We start from the raw sequence: 21,287 nt of genomic DNA on the forward strand, positions 1-21,287 counted from the left end.
ATCTATTCTCTTTACTTAATAATTGGTGTTCATCCATATATCTTAGGACCAAACCTAATAGCATCTTCTAAATGACTAGGTGCGAAGTGTGCGTAAACCATCGTTTGCTCTATCTTCGCATGGCCAAGTATCTGCTGTAATACCAATATATTTCCCCCGTTCATCATAAAGTGACTGGCGAACGTGTGTCTTAACACATGGCTGCACTGACCAGCTGGCAAAATAATGTCTGTATTATTTATTGCTCGTTCGAATGCCTTTCGGCAATCTGCAAATAGTGGCCCTGATTTTTTAGGGATTTCATCATAGAGTGCTTGAGTAATTGGCACTGTCCGGTTCTTCTTGCCCTTGGTCTTCATAAACATAATTTTGCAGTTACCACCGGAGTGGATCACTTGAGAACCTTTTAGTGAAGATGCTTCACTTATTCGGCATCCAGTAGCTAAGCAAACTTTTGCCACGATGTAAACGTGCGGATTTGACGAGCGTTTAAGCTCGTTAAGCACGGTTTGTATTTCATCCTCAGTTAAGAAAGCAAGTTCGGTCTGCTGGAGTCTAAATGGTTTAACATCAGCTAAGGGATTAGGGTAGTTGATTTCACCCACTTCAATTAGCTTATTGAATACCCCCTTGATAAGTGCCAAGTCATTATTGGCCGTTTTACCTGAAATAGCCTTTTCACCTGTCATTCGGTTACCACGCCAATCAACATACGTTTTTGAGCTGAATGATTGAGCAATTGGGTTACCGAATGCTTCGCACATCATCTCTAATTTATTGAGTGCTTTTTGCGGGTCAGTATAAGTTTGGCCGTGAATTTTGTACCACGTAGCGACGATATCTGATAGCTTTCTTAGATCCGTTTTTTCTTGCTTCCAAGGTTTGTCCTCAGCTTGAGCGACCATGTGGTTTAAATATCTTTGTGCTTCGCCTCGGGTAGGAAATACTTTTCTAATCCGTCGGCCATCGCTTCCCCACGGCCTGATGTCTACTTTATACCCACTTGCGACTTTTTTTATAGTCATACATCGAAACTCCATTGACCAAAACTTTACAAAAAATTAATATACCCTGAATCGCAACAAATGGAGGTTACAGCGATGCAATTCCAAAAATCAACAATCCCTTTAAGTTTACTTCAAAAAATATCAGGTGGCCGCGGTGGCGGTCATGTTGTTGTTCCAAAAGGTGACAGTGTGGAGTCTCAATCTGTAAACTTTGATTTAGCTGAAAATAATCCAGATAAATGATTGAAGTTATAAATATTACAGACTGGTCAATAACAGAGAGTGTTGACCTTTTTATATTGTGCCTTTTCGTACTGTCTTTCTGTTATGTTCAATTTTTTCGCAAGGATATATCGATAAGGATTGCATCAGCAATATATTCACTTTCTTATTTGCTTAGTTTCTTAACGAATAGAATAGATTTTAATGGGCTTGAATATTTCGCATCTGAAGCCTACTACCTGAACTGGGCGCTTTATGACACATCGACAGTGTTGCTTATATTCTTTGCTCATATGCTAAAGAAGGTAAATCATCAGCCCTGTGTTAGCTTCGCTTATTTGATGAGTATCATAAATATGTTTTCTTATCTCACAATGCACTATTTAGCGTTTGAGGTTCGGTATCAAGAGCATTGGTTCTACTATTTTTACTCGTTGCTTGTTAATTTTACCGCAATAGTTATTGCTTTTTCTTTGGCTCTAAAATTTAGAATTGTTTCGTGGCTTAGGTTATGCACTTTGAGATACTTATAGTTTTAACGCTCGTTGTACTTTCGTTAATAGCGTTTGTTTTGTCACTCAAAAATTTGGAGCGAGATGATACAGAGATCCCATTGGATGAGTTAGCAAAAATATTACTTATAGAGTATCGAGATATGAAGAAGCTACCTGTTTCCTCTCGTATCAATGCCAAAGAAAATTGGGATGCAAGGTTTATGGCATTCTGTGGTAGATTGGAAGCAGAAAAAAAGTGGATAAACTATATACAGTTAAATTGGTTAAAAAGTAGGGATATATGGCTAACTTTCTTAATACAACAGCAATTAATTATCATCTTGAGGAGCTTATTAAGTCTTCTTCTGAAAGGCTTATTCTTATAAGCCCATATTTGAAGCTTAATGATAGGGTAAAGGAGTTACTCGAAGATAAAGACCGTATGAAAATAGATATTCGGGTTGTTTATGGTAAAAGTGAACTTCAGCCCGAGGAGATATCTTGGTTGAATAGTTTGAATTTTGTTAGAACGAGTTTTTGTAAAAACTTACATGCTAAATGCTATTTAAACGAAAACTCAGCAATTATCTCAAGTTTGAATTTATATGAATTTAGCCAGATAAATAACAATGAAATGGGCGTATTTTTATCTCGAGAGGATGATGAAACTGCTTATAAGGATGCTTTTGAAGAGTGCCAAAGAGTTATTAGAATTAGTGATGAAGTTAAAATCTCTATGGAAAAAGTAACGCAACCCAAGATAGAGCGAGATAAATTGTCCACATCAAAATTGGCTAGACTTCACAAGCTTAAGACTCCACAGATGATAGAACAGCTGAAGTCCAAGGGTTATTTAATTGAAAATAATGGTAATGATGAACTAAGTGAATCTGCAATTTCATTGGGTGCTGAGCACAAAAGTAGCCCAAGATTTGGTGAATACTTTGTTTGGCCTAGTGATATAGAGCTTTGACTTTTAGTGTTCAACTATTGTGAGGGCCCATTTTGTAGGCCCTACCATTTTCTAACTGGTTTTGAGTTTTGTAATATCGTTTTCGCTATTTTTGATATTAACGATATTTTCCAGCCTTTTTAGGATCAATACCGATGTGGCTTTGAGTTGTTCTAAACTCATTTCTTCTAAAATGCCTAACTCTTTTGATTCGTATAACCCTTCCTGAATTTCATTAAGCGCATCAGCTTTTTCAACATAGCTACCTTCTGAATCAAATAGAAACCAGTCCATTGAAACACCAAAATCTATACATGCTTGCCTGCACTCAGTGAGTGGAATGGCGTCATTTTTCTTAGCTTGTGCAGCCCAACTTGAGTTTTTCCCTAATTTTCGTGATAGCTCAGTTAGAGTTTTCGAATCATATAAAACCCTTAATTTTTCAAGCACTTCGATAGTTGTGTTAATTTTCATATGTAAAAAATCCACGCAAGTATAGAAAATATCTATTGACATAGAAAATTTCTATATCTAAGCTTCGTTTCGTTAGTTTCAGACAGACAAAGACGAATATAACATGAGTAACCAATTAATTTTATCTCTCGCATCGCCTATTTTGACGTATGACGAATACGCTAGGCTGCAAGGTCAAAAGGTCAAGGATGTGGTTAATGCTGTAGCAAATGGACGCTTACCCACATACACCCCGCCGTGCGCACCTCACGAGAATCCAGCTCGCGTCAAAAAATATATCAACATGGTTGCATTATATGCAGAGGCAGCCAAAGCCGCGAATTTAGAATTTCATGTTCAAGGGTAGGGCTAGCCATGCTTAACGAACGCCAATTGACGACTTTTGAAAAAACATTCCCCGCACAATCAGCGGTAAATGCTGTTGCTGATATCAGACCTGATAGCAGTGCAGCGGCTATTCTTGCTCGCGCTAAAATGCCGAACAAAGAACGTCTAGCAGAATCAAAACTTGATAGCCATCAATTGCGTTCTGAGATTTTGCACACCCATAGTAACTTGGCGGTCATGCTTGCCAATGGCTATTTAGTTACTGAAAAATTCTTTGGTTACTCCGAAGCACGTAAACGCTTACTAGAAGCGGATAGGGTGCTTACTTTAGGTGGTATTAATCTCAGTGTTTCTGATGATGAGCTATGCGAAATCGCAGAAGACAAAGCCCGTTTATTCGAATTGCGAGTTAAGCGCAATCAGCCTACCTACAAATTCTACAAACAGCTTTGTAATGACTTTCGTGTGTACTGCATTGAGCCGCCAACGTTTGATGACGATTACTTTACGTTATCACCTGCTGAGCGTTCAAAGCTTTCTCCTGCGTATCGCCAAGGTGTGATGAATCAATTAAATGGTGCGCTTAATCGCATGGCTTGCCCGCTTTGGTGGCGTCGTCGTTTACGCACTAAACAAGCATTGGTTATCGAGCAATTAGCCCGTGATATGCGTACCGTACATAAAAAGTCATCGCCTTATGTCAGCGAATTTACCATCCGTAGCAAGCGCGAACGCAACGCCAAATCAGACGCGATAATGAATGATTTGTATGTTGTACCAAATGACGCCAATCCCTTTGATGAATTTGAATCATTGAAAGACGTTGCTGCTAAAAGCTCAACGTCTGGTAAACAGCTAGCTGCTGAACTCATGGTACGCATTCGTGGCTTTGAGGAATGTTCAAAGACACTCGGCCACCGTGGAGAGTTTTACACCATCACCGCGCCAAGTCGTTTTCACTCGGTACACGCAAGCGGTATTCCTAACCGCAAATACAACGGCTCAACCCCGAACGATGCGCAGGACTATTTCAATGACCTATGGAAGCGTGCAAGGGCATTGTTCGCAAAATCAGATATCCGCCCTTATGGTTTTCGTGTTGTAGAGCCTCATCATGACGGCTGCCCACACTGGCACATGCTGCTGTTTATGGAAAAAGGCCAAGCGATTAAAGCCCGTAAAATCCTTAAATCATTGGCACTTGAAGACACACCAAGTGAAGTCCGTACATCATCAACCCGTTTTAAGGCTATCAGCATTGATCCCAAAAAGGGCAGTGCTGCGGGATATATCGCCAAATACATCACCAAAGCTGTTAACGGTGAACACATCAATCAAGTGACTTGCCCTGAAGCGGGAAAGATTTCCATTGCTCCCGCTGATGCAGCCGAACGCGCATCCACATGGGCGAGTACTTTTAATATCAGACGTTTTCAGCAAATTGGTGGTCCGAGCGTTACCACATGGCGTGAACTTAGACGCCTTGGCATGGGTGAAAGCGGCAAATGTGAGGTTGCAAACTCTATGAACACAAACTTAGACACGGTTTCCCGTTACGCCCTTGAGAAAGTGAGAGCTGCGGCCGACGCTTCCGATTGGGCGGCTTTTTGTCTTGCGATGGGTGGTGTGCAGGTTAAACGTAAAGACCAAGCGGTACGCATTCACTATCAAATCCCTGACATCGTTGACCAAATCACAGGGGAAATCAGCCGTAGTGAATCTAATAGCCCGTACTTCACCACCAAATATGGCGATATGCCAGCTAAACGTATTTTGGGCGTTGCGTGGGATTCGGTTGTAGTTATTACCCGTCGCGGTACGAACCAAGTACTAACCGAAAAAGACATTCAATCACAGCGCAAGATTATGTTTGGCGTAGCTGAATCTATCCAGAACTGGGTAGACGATGGCCGCTTTGAACAACCAAGCATTGAGGAGATGCAGTTCTTAGAATCCTGCGCAATCGAAGACTATCAGAACATGTGTTTGTTTATGGATTACGAGGCACTTTCTGTAGTCGGTAGCGACGAAGTCGCCTTGGACTTGTGTCATTAACTGTAACCCTAAGGAATTCACATGCAACACAGCAGATTAAACGACCTACTACGGTCACAACATCAACTTATTGAAGACTATTCAAAGGAGCAATAACCATGGCCAGTATTGAAGGTGCAATCACAGACTTACAACGTGTCAACCGTACGGACGACAAAGGCGCACCATTGCCTGAAACCGCTGAATTTAAATTTCACACTAAAAGCCCCGCGAGCATTTGGACGGTAAAAGTGACTAACGACCAAATGGCTAACGGTACATTCTCGCAGCTAGAAAAACTCCAATCCGACCCGAATGGGTGGGGCTTAAAACCTGTGCTACTTAACCTTGAGTATTACGAGGGCGCAAACGTCGCACGCCAAATGGAATGGAAAGGCTTCCGCTTGAACTCCATTGCAACACAGCAAGCGAAGTAAGGAATTAACATGCAATGCGTCACTATCACCGAGTCAGGGCAACTTATCGCCACCACACAACCCGCGTGCGAATACGTGCTATTGACTCAAGAGCAGCTGACGCACTTGCAGTTTGACGGATTGGTGAACACGCTCAACGAGCTGTTTGCCTTTGATACACCCATGTTTGGGTTAATTAACGCGGCAGCATTAACCGCATTTTTCGTTGGTCATAGTATCGGGCGTATCGTTCGAACCATGGGCAAATCATAAAACACACACTCAATGTTAAATAAGGAAAATCACTATGAAATTAGTATCTAAAATCGCACTTGGCGCAACGGCTGTTATGGGTTCAATGGCTGCATCTGCAAATGAAGACGTAACCACTGCGCTTACTACTGCCATCTCTACAGGCCAAACCAACTATACGCTTGTTGTAGTAGGTCTATTGAGCTTAGCCGCCATTGGTTTTGGTGTTGGCTTTATCGTTAGCAAATTATCTCGTTAATGGTCACCACTGTTTTACTCGGTACGTTCCTCGTGTGGGTCTTCGTTGAAGGCTTCACAAGCGGGGTTCGTACCTCCTAAACCAAAGGCGTTAATATGCGAATTATCCTATTGATGGCGCTTTTTAGCGCCTTTTTTGCCTCTGCCGCTTTCGAACACCCCAGCTATCCGGGCTATGTATTTGTTGGGGCTGGCGGGGACGTAACAACAAAATATTTTCCAGTTGACGGCGGTGGGTGGTTTAACACGCCCGGAGAGGCTTTCGATGCACGATTTCCTAACTATTGTCAGGATTGGGCTAAGTGTGAGGTATTATCTGGTGATGTAGTAAGCGCCGGCGAAAATAGAGTTAAATATACTCGCAATGTTAAAGTGTGGCAGATGTGTCAACACGGCCTATGTAACCCAAGAACAAAGGGGGCCAGCATTGAGCTGATTGTTGATGAAACGTTTGTTGATAAATGCCCACCACCTACCGCACCATCATTTGAAATGGGTCCCGTTGAAATTGATGGAACTAAATACTGTGGAAAAATAAAGAGCCACTGCCCAGAACCTACGGACGATGACCCATTTACATTTGGTACAGGTCAACAGCGCACTGTCTGTTATGACAATGCGGACGGTACACAATGCCGTATTGAAACGGATGAAACGGGCGGTTATTACCACCCAAACGCCTATGGTAGTCAAGAGCCGACCGCTTGTCGTGAACCCGAGCCACCTGAGCCACCCGATTGTGATCCCAACGACCCAAATTGTGATGACACAGACCCACCACCGCCAACGGATTGTGAACCGAACGACCCCAATTGTGATGATGGGCCAATTACTGACCCACCTGATTGTGAGCCGAACGACCCTAACTGTGATGATGGGCCAATTACTGACCCACCTGATTGTGAACCGAACGACCCTAATTGTGATGATGGGCCTATTACCGACCCACCTGATTGTGAGCCAAACGACCCCAATTGTGACGATGGCCCACCGACGGACTGTGAACCCGACGACCCCAATTGTGAACCGTGTGTCGGTTTAGATTGCGGCAAACTCACGCAAGGCGGAAAGCAGGGCGGATTAAATGATTTATTCAAAACAGAAGATATTGAGGAGCTTAAAAAGCAGATTGAGGAGCAGCTCGAAGCGAACACCGCTCAGCTAGAGCGTATCGAATTCGAGCTTTCACAAATTATAGATGTTGCACCATCACTTAGCGCCAGTTACCAAGACAGGACGTTAAATCTCTATGGTGAAAACATTGATATATCTGTTGCTCGATTCCAATCGTTTTACCAAATGCTAGCCGCCCCATTGATGTTGATTGCGGTTATCTCAGCCATGTTTATTTTATTGAGGGAACGTCATGACTAAAACTAAAACTAAAACTCACGTACTTATTGCGGTACTGCTTTTTATTCCTGCGCTGGCTATGGCAACCAGCGCCCCGACTACTTATGAAGGAACAAAGGGGATGTTAGATTTTATCAACGACTTTGTGACCGATATTTGGAGTCTATGGGATACCGATATCCCTGAGTTTATTACCCGCTTCTTTGCGTGGTTCGTTGAGTATGCAACGCTCCTAAAACTCAAGATTGAGCTAGAAACGATTAAGTTCTCTTGGGAAGTTTCGAAGAACATTATCGACAATTTTCAAATTGGTTCACGTATTGCGGCTGCGGCCAGTGCGCTTCCTCAAGATATGCAAGCGGCACTGGTTGATATGCGTGCCTTTGATGCCGTGAATGTTGTGATTAATGCGTTAGTTACTCGATATGTGATGAGGTTCTTATAATGGCAACGTCAATATTTCATGGTGCGCCTGGTTCTTTCAAATCCGCCTCAGCGGTGTGGTTCGAATTACTGCCAGCGCTGAGAGCAGGGCGCTTAGTTGTCACCAATATTGAGGGCATTAAGCCAATCGAAGACATCGAGCAGGAACTCAATGAAACCTTTCCAGAAACCGCCAAACTATGGCGTATGTCGAGCCAAAGTGACACAGGGCATAAGCTTTGGCGAAATTGGTATCATTGGGTGCCATGTGGCGCTCTCATCATCATGGATGAAGTCCAAGACATTTACCCAACGGAAACCACGCAATTCAAACCTGAGTCGTGCGACTATCAGCCCGTTCAAAACTACCAAGAAGTGCTACCCGAAGACTGGTATCAATATCACTTAGACACCCTAGAGACCTATAAGCCCGCAGACCTAACCAGTGGTGATGTCGATGATTTAGGTATCGAGATATTTAACGAACACGGACATATTATCTACCCCAAAACGCTGAAAGAGGCGTACATGCGCCACCGTAAATACAACTGGGACATCATCTGCTGCACACCTGATATTACGTCCGTGCATAAATACATTCGCAACGTAAGCCAATACGCCTACGCGCATAAATACTTCGACGGCCTAGCCAAAATCCCGTATTTCTATCGGAGACCACGAATTCATGAACATAATCCAAAATTGGATGGCAAAACGCCAAACAAAGCCGACCCGAAAAAATGGCGCAAAATCCCCGTCCGCGTCCACGACCTCTACAAATCCACAGCGACCAAATCTATTACAAGTGCCACAGGAAAAAATTTCCTACTCAGTCCTATGTTTGCCTTTCCGGTGGTTGTGGTCACTCTGTGTCTTGGTTACTTCGGCCTATATTTCGGTGGTGCTTTTGATGTGGAAGAAAACCAAGAAACCGCGACAATACCTGTGGAACATCATCAAGAAAGTGCTGTTGCTCCTAGTGATAATGACAGCAATACGCCTGTTGTTTCTCCAACAATTCATATAGGCCTACCATACGATGCTAAGCGTGCATACATCAGCGCCATTATCACCACGGTTGATGGTGAGCGGGTAGAAAAAGAGGTGGTTATCGAGTTCAAAACACAAGACGGGACAGTCTCGGCTAACTCCAAAGATATAACCCGAATGGGTTATTCGGTCATCGTTTTTAACTCATGCCTAGCACGTATCGAGTACCAAGGCTTTCAGTATCATGCTATCTGCAAACCAACGGACACACCGCCACCGATACAAGAACAGCAATATCAGCAACAAAACAAACAAGGACAGCAACAGCCCATCAATTTAGCTGGATTTGGTGGCGACGCGCCAAGCGAAGCCTGAGCGCAGCGCGGCGACACCAAACCTTTCTTAAATCTTATAGACATTTGGTATCTATTAGTTGAAATTTTTTTACTTGACCAGATATAAGCTAATGCCCATTACTAAGGAGGAGCAAAAAATGAATGGTATTTTGCGTGCAATGTTTGAGGCAGAAAAAAGTGAGTCAGATGTAAAAGAAAACTTGCTACTTGTCTACTCTGTTAATACCAAGAATGGTAAAAATAGTGATTCTAATAATGTTCGTAACGATATAAGGAATCATTTCAATGAAGATAAACGTTATAAGAATATTAGTAATATAGATACCGCCTATATCGCTAAACATTCAATCTCAAGTGAAGATGTTGACGATCAAAGGGCAAAAGCTAAAAAGGAGTTCATAGATATGCTAACTGATATTGCCAAAAACCGCGAGTGTAGCATCAATGCTTTCATTTCTATAACTGAGTTAGGACTTATCGAAATTAATCTTGATATTTAATTTGGCTCTAGGTATCAATCTAAGTGGTTCATTGAGCCACTTTACTAACCCTACTCGCTGCAGCTGACAATTAAGTGGGATTATTAAGGGGCGTGCCCCTTGATGGTTAACGCAAGCACACTCCGTTTTTACCTGTTCACAAAACTTTCCATGCGCGCAGAAAAAATATTTTTGAACTATGGCAATGTACCGCCCTGATGAACAAATTGCGGACTTTCAAAAAACAAATGTGGTCACGATGTGGACACTTTGCTTCAGGCGTAAAAAAACCAGTTAAAGAAGCTCTCTCTAACTGGTTGATTTAAAACGCTAAAATTTGGTGGAGCTGGGGGGATTTGAACCCCCGTCCGGAAAGCGTCGACCTTCGGTCCTACATGTTTAGTATCGTCTTTTGGTTAACCTTTAAATCTCGGACGAACACGATAAGTAAAGGCGAGGCCGCTTAGTTTTAGCCCTTCAACCCCGGCCAGGGTTTCCGTAGCGATCTTGTGTAGGGTGACACTCCAGAACCAGATCCACAAGAATATCATGGAGGAGTGCTAGCGGGCTATTATGCCGCTAGAGCGTAGTTATCGTCGTTTGCGATTACTTTAAATACGGCTTTTTTACGAGGCCAGCCGCACCTCGACATGCACCTTAGGCTTCTTGAATCCCGTCGAATCCTAATCAGCCCCTGAATAAATTCAGTACTGTTAGTGTCTATACATCTAACTATGTCTCGCATTATACATAGGATTAATGTCATTACAATGGCTTAGCATGTGATTTACGCTGGGAGAGGTGTATTTGCTTAATATCTCACCGATAAATACACATAGAGACAAATTAGGGTGATGTAACTGAGTTTATTGTTTGGATTTGTATGATCGCTAATCCTGAATCCGCTGCACTCACGTCAAGTTGATTCACACAGTGCGTTATAAAATTAAGCTTTGGCTAGCCCTTGAGCTGTCGATAGCAAACGTTTACGTGTGGGTAGTTATTAGAGTCGGTAAAATAGAGGTGTATGTATTTTGTCATGGTTGTCCCTAAAAAATTCATTTTCTTTTCGCATGGATTGAAATTACCCTATCTGTGGCCAAACGCAAACGCAGGTGAGACTTAGTTATTATTTGTCGAAACTAAGCTTGAAATATCTTAATTTGCCTAAAGTTTTGCACTGTAAAGCCGATAAATCTAAAGAAAATAATAAGTTGTCTTTTTAATGCACAGATTGATTTACATTCATTTATAATTTGTAGCAGTTCAGGTGATGTTAAGCTTAACAATTTGGCGAAGTTATGCTCAAATGAGTTCGCTGCATTAAAAATAACAACATAACAATAAGATCGTGCATACTTTTCAGGGTTGATGAATGTCATTATTTCGTTTTGATGAGGATGAGGGCTATGTCTACTTACTCTCTCATCCTGTGGAATCCGGATTTCCGGCGAGCTCGTCTCAGCTAGTTGAGATGATAGAGGGGTCGCCATATGCGGATTTTGAAATCATTCATGCCAATATAGGTCAATTATTTGCCGCTAGTGAGACGCCCGAGCAGGACTCGCTCATTGTGGCTCGTGCCATCGATGCGTCTATTTCTGTGCGTATTGAAGAAGGCAACATGCTTGCTGAAGCGAGAGTGACCACAGCCCGTGGTGGTAAGTTGGTTTGTATGAACAAGGCCAAACAAGCGTTAAAACAAGCGGGTATTAAAAAAGGCGTCAGTGGCAAAGCCCTCGATAATCTTCTCGGTCAGCAGTTAGAACTCCCTCCTGGACACACTTACAATGGTATTGTTGCGCATGGTCAACGAGCCAAAGATGGCAATGACGCACGGTTTGTGCGCCTGTGTATGACTGCACAAGATAGAGTGCTCAGCCCACAAGAGTCGAGCGGTGGCAAAGTCGATATGCGCAACCTAGGCGCTATCATCACCGTAAAGCCGGGCAGCCCATTGATGAAAAAAGTCCCGCCAACTAAAGGGGAACCAGGTTATACCGTATTTGGCGATGTGATTGAGCCAAAACCGGGTAAAGATGCGCCACTTGAGGTGTCGGAAGGAACCAAACTTGATCCAAGCGACAAAAACCTACTTATTGCCGATTCAAAGGGGGTGCCAGTAGCCATTCCTCGAGGCATGCGCGTTGACGATGTGTTGTGCTATGAAAACATTGATGTGACGACTGGGCATGTTGAGTTTGATGGCAGCGTGATTGTGAGCGGCGATATTAAAGATGGAATGCGCGTTAAGGCTTCGGGCGATATTACTGTTATTGGTTTTGTGGAGTCGGCTATTCTTGAAAGTGGCAGCGCGGTTACGGTTATGCTTGGTACGATTGGTCGTAAGCGCACCGAAGGTGAACCTTTTTCATGTTCGATTAAAGCAAAGCGCAGTGTTTCGTTAGGTTATGCGCAGTACTGCCACATTGAGAGTGAGCAAGATATTTTGATTGAGCGTCAAGCGCTGCATTGTGATTTGGCTTCCAAACGTTTAATAAAAGTGGGTAAAGGTGAAACCCCCAGAGGCAAACTGATTGGCGGAAATGTATTAGATGCCATGCGTATAGAAACGGGTGAACTTGGGGCACCTTCAGGCACAAGAACACGTATTTCACTAGCCCAAGACTGGGATAGTTTGCACGATAAGCACCGAGAATTAGTGGAGCTGGAAAAGGTGCTGGCGTCCAAAGTCATCGATATTAAACAAGCTATGAATAAAGCACAGGCGTCGCCGCAATCGCAAAAACGAGATGCATATCTTGCCAAGTTGCAGCACAGCGAAGCGCAGATAAACAAGCATTATCGCCGCAATCAGCGTAACATCGGTTTAATACAGCAAAAAATACATCGATTAGCACGCTTGAGTCGAATCACAGTCAATGAGCTAATGCACCCCGGAACTGAAGTAAAAATAGCGAAAGACACTAAGCTGTTTTCGCGAATTTACCCGCCTAATTTCGTTAAATTGCATGAAGGTAAGATCATGCAACAGTTTACGACTGCCAAAACCGCAGAAATAGCGTAAAAACGAGCACTTATAAAAATGCCAGCTGGATTTGCTGGCATTTTTATTATTCGGTGTCGGTTGTTGACTCAGGTTCTGACTCGGCTTCAGGCTCTAGTAATGGCCAGCCACCTAATGCTTGCCACTTGTTGACTATGTAGCAAAAGAGCTCTGCGGTGCGTTCTGTGTCGTAAAGTGCGCTGTGTGCTTGACTGTTATCAAACTCGATACCCGCTGCACGACATGCCTTTGCAAGCACCGTTTGGCCTAGAGCTAGCCCTGCAAGTGATGTGGTATCAAAACTGACAAACGGGTGAAAAGGCGTGCGCTTTATCTTGTTACGCTCAATCGCTGCATTTAAAAAGCCGTGATCAAAAGCGGCATTATGGGCGACGACAACGGAGCGCTGACAGCCTGCGGCTTTTTGGGCTTTACGCACGGCTTTGCAAATTTCTTTCAGCACTTCATCTTCTGCAACCGCGCCTCTGAGTGGTGAAAATGGATCAATGCCATTAAAGTCAATCGCAGCTTGCTCAATATTTGCGCCTTCAAAAGGCGCAACATGAAAGTGTACTGTCTGATCTAAGCTTAATACCCCGTCATCGTCCATTTTTAACATACTGACGGCAATTTCTAGTAGGGCGTCAGTATCTTTATTAAAGCCAGCGGTTTCCACGTCGATAACTACAGGAAAGAAGCCGCGAAAGCGTTTTGAAAATAGCGTTTGCTCGGTATCAGACATAATCTTCTTGGTTTGTGAAATTTAGCGGCCTATTATACTGATACCTAGACAAGAAGCGAGCAGCTTGAGAGCGCTTAGTATGGTACATTTATTGCTTAACTCTAAATAGCGCGAATTGGTAGAGACAATCTCTAGTTTTTGGCGTGCTGAGCGAGTGTAGATTAATGGTTGATGTTGTGAGGTGTGGGGTGATCAAGTTATATAAATCAGTAGGTTGGGTTGGTATATCGTTATGCGCCATCACCTTTAATAGCGAGGCTGCAATGCGGCAATACGCTGCCGAAGCTGATTCATCACATTGGAATGTTGACCAAAACAATCGTTTGAGTTGTGCGCTTAATCATGAAGTCCCGTATTACGGTGAAGCTATATTTTCAAGTAATGCCAGTAAAAATAAAGACTTAACCTTTAACCTAGATATGATGGTACGTCCTGAAAGTTACGATTTTGCAGGACTTGAATCGGTGCCACCGCTTTGGCGAGCCGGCAAACCGGCAAGAAGTATCGGGCAAATGAAATTACTGAAAAAATTTGACGGTGAACTTGAAAATGACGTCGCGTGGCAGTTGCTGACTGAGCTTGAAAAGGGCTACTTTCCTACTTTTTATTATAAAGATTGGCACAACGACGTAGATAAAATCTCGGTTTCTTTGTCGTCAGTGAACTTTAAACAGGCATATTGGGCGTTCTTACAATGTCGCGATAACTTGTTGCCATATAGCTTTGAAGACATTGCTTTTACGGTGATGAATTACAAGAAAAATTCCAGCGAACTGACAAAATCGTCACGTAAACGCTTGGATATGATCGGCGAATATCTTAAAAATGACCCGAAAATTGAGCAAATTTATATTTCGGCCTATAGCGATAGTTACGGTGGCCGTGATACCAACCTGAGGTTGTCAAAGAAACGTGCCGAGGCGATTAAATCATATATGGCGAGCTTAGGGGTTGAAGAGAATAAGATTATGACCGATGGCTTTGGCGAAAAACGCCATATTGATACCAACGACAACGCCATTGGTCGCGGTAAGAACCGTCGAGTCGTGATCCAAATTTCGAGACCTTGATGTTGTGGTTTTGTGTTTTTGTAGTTGGTTGCGGGTTGTTGGGTTAAGTTGTCGGCTTAAAAGCCGACCTACGAGCCGACCTACAAGCCGAGACACGGTGCTGATATCGGTTCTATTCTAATACCGTACTACATGACGCTTTTAATGCATTGGCATGGCTTAGCTGATTGTGATAGGTGATGGTAATGGGCTGTGCGGTGTTTATCTCATAAGCCAGTGCTAAATCTAATTCTACGCTTTTACTTTGCCCTGCATTTAGGGTCATAAATTCATTGGCTGTCGGCGCGAGTCGTTTCGCCATGGGTCCTTGATAATTAAGTGGCTTGCCATTTTGTGTTACCTCTAAAAATTGGCTCCACCAGCCTTCAAAAGGGGTATGCCAAATTAGAAACTTTTCATCATTATGGCCTGCGTTGGTAAAAGTGAAATTAATGGGGTAGGTCATACCTGAGTCGGAACCCTTACTCACACTGCATTGAATGTTACTTTGTGCATTCATCGTTGCCTCTGATTTTGTAGTTGGGGCGGTGTCGTTGCAAGCTTGAAGCAGCATCGCAGCGGTGATCATCATTAGGGGTTTCAACATACTGTTTCTGAGCCTGTTGCCACGCTCATTCCTTTTTTATTTTCAACGTAAATACTTTGCACTATGCTGAGTATTACAGTCGAATAACGAATCGCATACTCTCATGACCAAAAATAATAACAAAGAGTTCAATTCTTTTGCATCGTTTTACCCCTATTACCTCGCGGAGCACAAAAACAAAACCTGTCGTCGCTTGCATTTTATTGGCTCAACCTTAGTGCTCTTGATTTTGCTCTTTGCGCTTGTCACGACACATTGGTCTTTACTGTGGTTGTTGCCAATCACGGGTTATGGTTTTGCTTGGGTGGGGCATTTCTTTTTTGAAAAAAATAAGCCTGCGACATTTCAATATCCGCTGTATAGCTTGATGGGTGACTGGGTCATGTACAAGGATATTATCCGTGGTAAAGTACCTTGGTAAAGGAGACTCAGTAGATAATAAAAATGAATGTAAAACAAAGTGTTATAGCCATGAGTTGTGCCGTTTTATTGGCAGGTTGTCAAAGTGTCTCGGCCACTAGCACACGCACGCTGGCAACTTTTAGTGTAGATAATACCCAATGTTACGACCGCAAGGCGCAGCCTAGTTATTTTGCCGTTGATTCCCATCACCATTTTCAGCCATTTAGGGGAGATGCGGTCCCGTTTGATAAGCTCGTTACTTGGGCAGAGCGTGCGGAAGTGGTGTTTATCAATGTTTATGGCATTGGTCAAACTTACGAGCGAAGGCCTGACTGCTTTGGTGAGCGTGGTTGCTACAGCCAGTTGATTTCACCCAGCATTCAAAATGACTTTAAAAATGCAAGCAATTATCTTAAATATGGCGCAGATAACGTGCATATTACTTTGTCTATGACCTTTGCTGACTTGCATAAACCAGAGACTATTTTGCCAAAAATGGCACTACTCGAAGATGAGTTTGGTGACTTATTTCGTTGGATGGGAGAAGTGAATTTAGTCAAAGCGGCGCACTTTGGTAATGGCCATCAAGCGGTAGATAAAGAGACTATCGCAAAATGGCAGCCATTTATGGCTGTGCTAAAAGAAAAGCGTATTCCGCTTGCTCTGCACGCTGACTTAGGCGATAACGCCGCGCCACTCCAATACTTGCCTTTGCTTGAGGAAGTGCTAAAGCGCTATCCTGATAATGATATTATTTGGATGCACATGGGAGTCTCAAAAGAGTTAAGCCAAATTGACCCTGAGCTGCACATAAACACCATGGAGCGGTTATTCTCCCAATATAAAAACCTAAAGGCCGATCTGTCATGGCGGATTTTGTACGACTATTACTTTAGCGACCCGAAAATTCAGGCGCAGTATGTTGAATTTATTAATGCCCATGCTGAGCGCTTTTTGCCAGGCAGTGATTTCGTCGCTAGTAAAAATAAACGCTTTTTCGATTATTTAGAAGAAGTCGATATCAATAGTCGAATTCTCGCCTCTCTTGACGACAATGCTTTTCGCCGGATCGCCTTAGGTCAAAACTACTTTTCGCTATTAGATTTACCTTATCGTGCGCCTGAGATTTGTATTATAACGTCTCCTTGAGCATGGATAGCACATCGTTTACGTCTAGCTTCATCACTTTATCGGTGTTCGCGAGCAATTGATCCGCGAGGTCTTTTTTATGGTGATGGAGCTCGACAATTTGTTCTTCAATCGTGCCTTTGGCAATTAAGCGATAAATAGTAACGGGGCGTGTTTGTCCCATTCTATGTGCGCGGTCTGACGCTTGCTCTTCAACCGCAGGATTCCACCAAGGATCCATGTGAATAACGTAATCTGCTGCGGTAAGATTCAAGCCAGAGCCGCCGGCTTTGAGGCTAATTAAAAATACCTCGCCTTCACCTTTTTGAAACGCATTCACAGCTTGCTGACGAGCTTTGCTTGGGGTGCTGCCATCTAAATATTGAAACCTGATCCCACGTTTTTCCAAGCGAGCTTTAATGAGTTGCAAGTGGCCTACAAACTGACTGAATATAAGCGCCTTGTGATTGTTCTCTTGCAGCTCGGTCAGAAGCTCATCCAATGCCGTTAATTTCGAGCTGGTTATCTGACTTTCTGCCATTAACAGTTTTGGATGACAACAGGCTTGGCGCAAGCGGGTTAGTGCTGCCAGCATTTTAAAGCGTTGTTCGTTGGCACTGTCTTGCTGTGTTGACTGTGAAATTTCGTCAATGGCATTTTGGCGCAGCGCTTCGTAAAAGGTTTGTTCTTCTTGGCTCAATTGAATTGGTACATTGATCTCAGTGCGTGGTGGCAATTCGGTTAATACCTGATGCTTCATACGGCGCAGAATAAAAGGCTGGATCAGGTGTTTGAGGCCTTTACGGGCACGGTGTGCTGCTAGTTTATCTTCATTGGCGTTTTCAATGGGAGCGGAAAACTTCTCGCTAAAGCGTTTGAGGTTACCGAGCAATCCTGGGTTTACAAAACGAAAGAGTGACCAAAGCTCTGTGAGGTTGTTTTCTATTGGTGTCCCTGTGGTGATCAGCTTAAACTTGCCTTTGAGCGCGCAGGCGGCCTGAGTACGTTTTGCTAAAGGATTTTTTAGCGCTTGGGCTTCATCGGCGACAATGGTTTCAAAAGCGATAGGCTTTAAGATATCAACTTCGCGCTGTAGCAGACCATAGCTTAAAATTACACAATCCAGTGGTTGCAAGTTGCTCAGCATCTCAGCTCTGGCATCAGAATGTGGATAGTCAGAAAAGAGCTTCACCGACAAAGTTGGAGCGAATTTTTGGATTTCTTGTTGCCAGTTGAAGCAGACCGATGTTGGCGCGATGACAAGCGTCGGGCCGACATTGGCACGGGCCAATATCATCGCCAGCGCTTGGATGGTTTTACCCAATCCCATATCATCGGCAAGGCACGCACCTGCCCCCCAATGGGCAAGTCGCATAGCCCAGTCAAATCCCGCCTGCTGGTAGTCGCGAAGCTCGGCTTGTAATGTTGAAGGAAGCGTTGGAGTCAATCCGACGGCTTGCTGCATTTTTTCGTTTTGCTCTTCCCAGGCTGGCAAGGTTTTCATCCGCATTCCAGTGGTGGCTTCCGCAATTAACGGCGCGGCTAGCGGGTGAAACTTTCCGCCCTCGGTCGCGTTATTGAGCTGGTCAAGTTGCGCTTTTAAGTCACTTGAAAGGGCGAGTACTTGCTCACCGTCCAGCGCAATAAAGCGGCCATTGCTGGTGGCAACCATTTTGAGAAGCTGTTTCAGTTCGATAACTTGGTCATTACTTACTTGAAGCTCGCCGGTCATGTCGAACCATTCATTTTTCTTGCTCATGGCAAGTTGCAAATGTTGGCTTTCGAGCTTGCTACTGAGCTTAACCTTTTTACCTTTAGGCCATCTGAGCTTGAGCGCCATAGGGCAAAGCTCTTGATTGATCACCAGCTCAAGTTCTTGCAGCACCTCTAGCGCTTCGTCCATTTCGGCTAAACTTAAGCGATTATCCGTCATCTCCAAAAATAGCGGACAGTGCGTATCTAACTCATCCAATCTTTGCTGCTCAAGTAACAAGTTTCGGGTGGTGGATAGGCGTTTACCATCGATCTCGGCGCTGACAGTGGCAATACCGTGTCCCGGATGAAAAATCGGCCCTTTTTCGCCAAAGGGCATGACCACGCAGTGAAAATCGAGGCCTTGATGATAAGGTTGAATGTTAATAACAAGCGCCGATTGCGCCTCGATACTATCCAGCCCAGTATCTATATCAGCTAAATCAGACTGTACATTAAGATAAGGTGCAATGGCTTTAATACTCGACAGCACTTTTTGTTTTGCACTAGCAGGCACGGTTAATCCGGATTCACCAATAATCTCAGCGACCTGTATATGTGACTGGTTAAACACAATAAACTCGTAGTGGTGCTCAGCTTGCTGAATAAATGAGTAGGTTTGCGGTTGACCAAAATAGCTGGGTAAATTAGGAATAGAGAGTAGCAGATCGTCGCCATGTTGACGGATGTGTAACTCGGGAGATTTCTCGGCAATGGTAATGGCTTGTTTTAAGTCTTCTTCATGGTATAGGTTGGTGGCACCGACTGCGGCTTTTAACGCTGGAATTCCAGCAAGGGCGTAGTCCGCACGACCATTGTAGCCATAACCTGACTGTGGTGCGATGGCATCGATCAGCTTTTTATCAGACTGGCTAATATAACTAAATTGCTCGGGGTGCTGTTTCAGTTGTTTGCAGGAAATTGGCTTACCTTTTCCCCAGCCTGTTTTACCCCGCTTTTGCTCGCGTGCTAAAAACTCAATATCAAAGCGACCTTGCCTAATTTGCCAAATAAGGCGAAATTGTTCGTCAACTTCTTGGCTGGTATTTGCGTTCGGGTTGAGCGCAATAAGCTTGTCCAGTGCCAGATCCCATGCCGTCTTTTTGGCAACGAGATGACTAACATTAAGCTTGGGATTAAACGCAAGCGGATATTGCTCACCGTGCATTGCCAGCATCAACTGCTTTGCAAGCCCAGCAAAAAGAGGTAAAGAGAGGCGCTCAAACGTTGCGATGCAGTCGTCGAGACTGGCAAGCGTTTTGGCATCTAAACTTTGATTACACCAGAAGTGTGCAAAGCAGTCGAGCAAGCGACCTAAGTAATAGTCAAAAACATGAGATTTCTTCAGGCTTGAATAATTTAAATGGGCGCTGCTGTAGCTACTGTTTTGCGACAAGCTCTCTGCGCAGTATAACAGCACGTTATTGGCAAAGAAGTTGTTATAAGGTGCTTTGCTGTCTTGGCTTTCAAACTCAAGCTGTTGTGAGAGGGTGTCAAATAATGCGGCATCATGGCTATTGGCTTGCTGCAATAACGCCAACTTATGAAACAAACCCAGTGTTCTACCTAGGTACTGCTTTTTACGTTTGGTGATTTTGTCTTTGGCTTTTAGTGCTTGTTCAAAACAAACGATAAGGTCGTCGTGTTGATGTAAAAAAGCAATGCTTGCCATAATTTGTGCACTATAAGCGGTTTGGATATTGGCTACCAACGTCTGAGCCTTATCCAATTGCATGGTATAGATTTGGTATTCTGCTAATAAGCAGGTCAGTAGCGGGCTTTGTGTCTTGGCTTGAACCCGGGTGAGTATTTCAAGTGCATAGAGAATGCTGTGACCACCTTGTAGTAAGGTATAGAGCAAAGTTGCAAAAGCTTGATATTGCAAGTCATCAGCAAGCGCCGAAAATCCTTCAACTGTAAAAGGATAAAAATACAGTGGTAAGAGCACTTGATTGGTCTTATGGCACACCGCCTGTGGGTCTTTCGCCAGTCCTAAATGATTGCGGGCTTTTGGTAGTTGATTGATAAATAAAAAGTCTCGAATGAGTCGCTGTTCATCGGCAAATTGGCGCTCCCATTCATAAGCATTCAGTACAGGGATAAACTCTTCAGCAGCGTTAAGGATTGCTAAAAACTGGCCATCAGCCATGACTCGATGGCTTAAACTGGTCGCGAGCTTTAGGTTTATTTGCACTCCATCTTCGTTAAAAGTCACTAACCCGTCTGAGCGCCATTTCATAATTTGGCTATGACTTACACCTTGTTCAAAGTCATTTTCGGGGATGATCTCTTTTGCCACGAGTGCTTGAACTAGGCGTTTGAGTTTGATTGCTGAAACTGGTTTATAGACGACCGCCAGCACACTCAACAGCATTTGCTCGTGCACAGGTAGGTTATGCACTTGATTGATTAGCGCTGTGATTTCTTCGTTAATTGCTGGTGGAAAGTCAAAATTCATCGTTTGGTTGTAGTATTCAATTTAAGACACTGAAAACTACCATAATATAGGTTGAACTGCCATGAAGATAAACAAAGTCAAAGTTCATTTTTCGGTTATGGTGGT

At 43.6% G+C, this 21,287-nt stretch carries 20 protein-coding genes and 1 other RNA gene; 15 read left to right on the forward strand and 6 right to left on the reverse strand.

What is annotated here, in order from left to right:
• Positions 1–29: 29 nt before the first annotated feature.
• A complete protein-coding gene (locus A587_RS0118685) occupies positions 30–1,025 on the reverse strand; it encodes a phage integrase (protein ID WP_017218827.1) in 996 nt (331 codons plus the stop codon).
• Between the two features lie 75 nt (positions 1,026–1,100).
• Between A587_RS0118685 and A587_RS25085 the strand changes: the two genes are divergently transcribed.
• Together A587_RS25085 and A587_RS0118700 are read left to right on the forward strand one after the other, a co-directional pair.
• A complete protein-coding gene (locus A587_RS25085) occupies positions 1,101–1,250 on the forward strand; it encodes a hypothetical protein (protein ID WP_017218828.1) in 150 nt (49 codons plus the stop codon).
• Between the two features lie 774 nt (positions 1,251–2,024).
• Positions 2,025–2,696, forward strand: coding sequence for a phospholipase D family protein (locus A587_RS0118700; RefSeq protein WP_026001059.1), 672 nt, complete (start codon positions 2,025–2,027; stop codon positions 2,694–2,696).
• 51 nt (positions 2,697–2,747) lie between these two features.
• On the opposite strand, the gene A587_RS0118705 is transcribed toward A587_RS0118700, so the two are convergent.
• Entirely contained in the window at positions 2,748–3,191 is a 444-nt protein-coding gene (locus A587_RS0118705; RefSeq protein WP_017218832.1) for a hypothetical protein, read from the reverse strand.
• A 61-nt stretch (positions 3,192–3,252) separates the two neighbouring features.
• On the opposite strand from A587_RS0118705, the gene A587_RS0118710 reads away from it, so the two are divergent.
• From A587_RS0118710 to A587_RS0118750, 9 genes are all read left to right on the forward strand, one after another.
• On the forward strand, positions 3,253–3,495 hold the full coding sequence (locus tag A587_RS0118710) for a hypothetical protein (protein WP_017218833.1): 243 nt from the start codon (positions 3,253–3,255) through the stop codon (positions 3,493–3,495).
• A gap of 8 nt (positions 3,496–3,503) precedes the next feature.
• Complete coding sequence (locus A587_RS0118715) at positions 3,504–5,531, forward strand: replication endonuclease (protein ID WP_017218834.1); 2,028 nt, start codon at positions 3,504–3,506, stop codon at positions 5,529–5,531.
• Between the two features lie 98 nt (positions 5,532–5,629).
• The gene (locus A587_RS0118720; protein WP_010377253.1) at positions 5,630–5,947 is read left to right on the forward strand and encodes a hypothetical protein; all 318 of its coding nucleotides are present in this window, start codon (positions 5,630–5,632) and stop codon (positions 5,945–5,947) included.
• A gap of 9 nt (positions 5,948–5,956) precedes the next feature.
• Positions 5,957–6,199: a hypothetical protein gene (locus A587_RS0118725; protein WP_017218835.1), complete on the forward strand. Its 243-nt coding sequence runs from the start codon at positions 5,957–5,959 to the stop codon at positions 6,197–6,199.
• Positions 6,200–6,233: 34 nt separating this feature from the next.
• Entirely contained in the window at positions 6,234–6,437 is a 204-nt protein-coding gene (locus A587_RS0118730; protein ID WP_010377257.1) for a hypothetical protein, read from the forward strand.
• Between the two features lie 95 nt (positions 6,438–6,532).
• Positions 6,533–7,810 (forward strand): hypothetical protein, encoded by a 1,278-nt coding sequence (locus A587_RS0118735; RefSeq protein ID WP_017218836.1) that lies wholly within the window; start codon positions 6,533–6,535, stop codon positions 7,808–7,810.
• On the forward strand, positions 7,803–8,234 hold the full coding sequence (locus A587_RS0118740; protein ID WP_017218837.1) for a DUF2523 family protein: 432 nt from the start codon (positions 7,803–7,805) through the stop codon (positions 8,232–8,234). The genes A587_RS0118735 and A587_RS0118740 overlap by 8 nt, the downstream gene beginning before the upstream one ends.
• Positions 8,234–9,577, forward strand: a complete 1,344-nt coding sequence (locus tag A587_RS24830; protein ID WP_017218838.1) for a zonular occludens toxin family protein — start codon at positions 8,234–8,236, stop codon at positions 9,575–9,577. Before A587_RS0118740 ends, A587_RS24830 begins: the two co-directional genes overlap by 1 nt.
• A gap of 118 nt (positions 9,578–9,695) precedes the next feature.
• Positions 9,696–10,058, forward strand: coding sequence for a hypothetical protein (locus tag A587_RS0118750; protein WP_017218839.1), 363 nt, complete (start codon positions 9,696–9,698; stop codon positions 10,056–10,058).
• Between the two features lie 317 nt (positions 10,059–10,375).
• Here the strand turns inward: A587_RS0118750 and ssrA are convergent.
• Positions 10,376–10,732: a transfer-messenger RNA gene (gene ssrA / locus A587_RS24835) on the reverse strand.
• Between the two features lie 680 nt (positions 10,733–11,412).
• On the opposite strand from ssrA, the gene A587_RS0118760 reads away from it, so the two are divergent.
• Positions 11,413–13,065: a DUF342 domain-containing protein gene (locus tag A587_RS0118760; protein ID WP_017218841.1), complete on the forward strand. Its 1,653-nt coding sequence runs from the start codon at positions 11,413–11,415 to the stop codon at positions 13,063–13,065.
• 46 nt (positions 13,066–13,111) lie between these two features.
• Here the strand turns inward: A587_RS0118760 and rnt are convergent, their stop codons facing one another.
• A complete protein-coding gene (gene rnt / locus A587_RS0118765; protein WP_017218842.1) occupies positions 13,112–13,786 on the reverse strand; it encodes a ribonuclease T in 675 nt (224 codons plus the stop codon).
• A 164-nt stretch (positions 13,787–13,950) separates the two neighbouring features.
• On the opposite strand from rnt, the gene A587_RS0118770 reads away from it, so the two are divergent.
• On the forward strand, positions 13,951–14,856 hold the full coding sequence (locus A587_RS0118770) for a flagellar protein MotY (protein ID WP_010375438.1): 906 nt from the start codon (positions 13,951–13,953) through the stop codon (positions 14,854–14,856).
• Between the two features lie 112 nt (positions 14,857–14,968).
• Here the strand turns inward: A587_RS0118770 and A587_RS0118775 are convergent, their stop codons facing one another.
• Positions 14,969–15,442, reverse strand: a complete 474-nt coding sequence (locus A587_RS0118775) for a hypothetical protein (protein WP_017218843.1) — start codon at positions 15,440–15,442, stop codon at positions 14,969–14,971.
• A 103-nt stretch (positions 15,443–15,545) separates the two neighbouring features.
• Between A587_RS0118775 and A587_RS0118780 the strand changes: the two genes are divergently transcribed.
• On the forward strand, positions 15,546–15,863 hold the full coding sequence (locus A587_RS0118780; protein ID WP_017218844.1) for a DUF962 domain-containing protein: 318 nt from the start codon (positions 15,546–15,548) through the stop codon (positions 15,861–15,863).
• A gap of 23 nt (positions 15,864–15,886) precedes the next feature.
• On the forward strand, positions 15,887–16,993 hold the full coding sequence (locus A587_RS0118785) for an amidohydrolase family protein (protein ID WP_017218845.1): 1,107 nt from the start codon (positions 15,887–15,889) through the stop codon (positions 16,991–16,993).
• Here the strand turns inward: A587_RS0118785 and A587_RS0118790 are convergent.
• Positions 16,977–21,182 carry a DEAD/DEAH box helicase gene (locus A587_RS0118790; protein ID WP_017218846.1) on the reverse strand — a complete coding sequence of 1,402 codons (4,206 nt, stop codon included), beginning with the start codon at positions 21,180–21,182 and terminating at the stop codon, positions 16,977–16,979. The genes A587_RS0118785 and A587_RS0118790 overlap by 17 nt on opposite strands.
• Positions 21,183–21,287 lie beyond the last annotated feature (105 nt).

The sequence above is a fragment of the Pseudoalteromonas sp. NJ631 genome, assembly GCF_000276645.1.
GTDB classification, from domain to species: Bacteria; Pseudomonadota; Gammaproteobacteria; order Enterobacterales; family Alteromonadaceae; genus Pseudoalteromonas; species Pseudoalteromonas piscicida.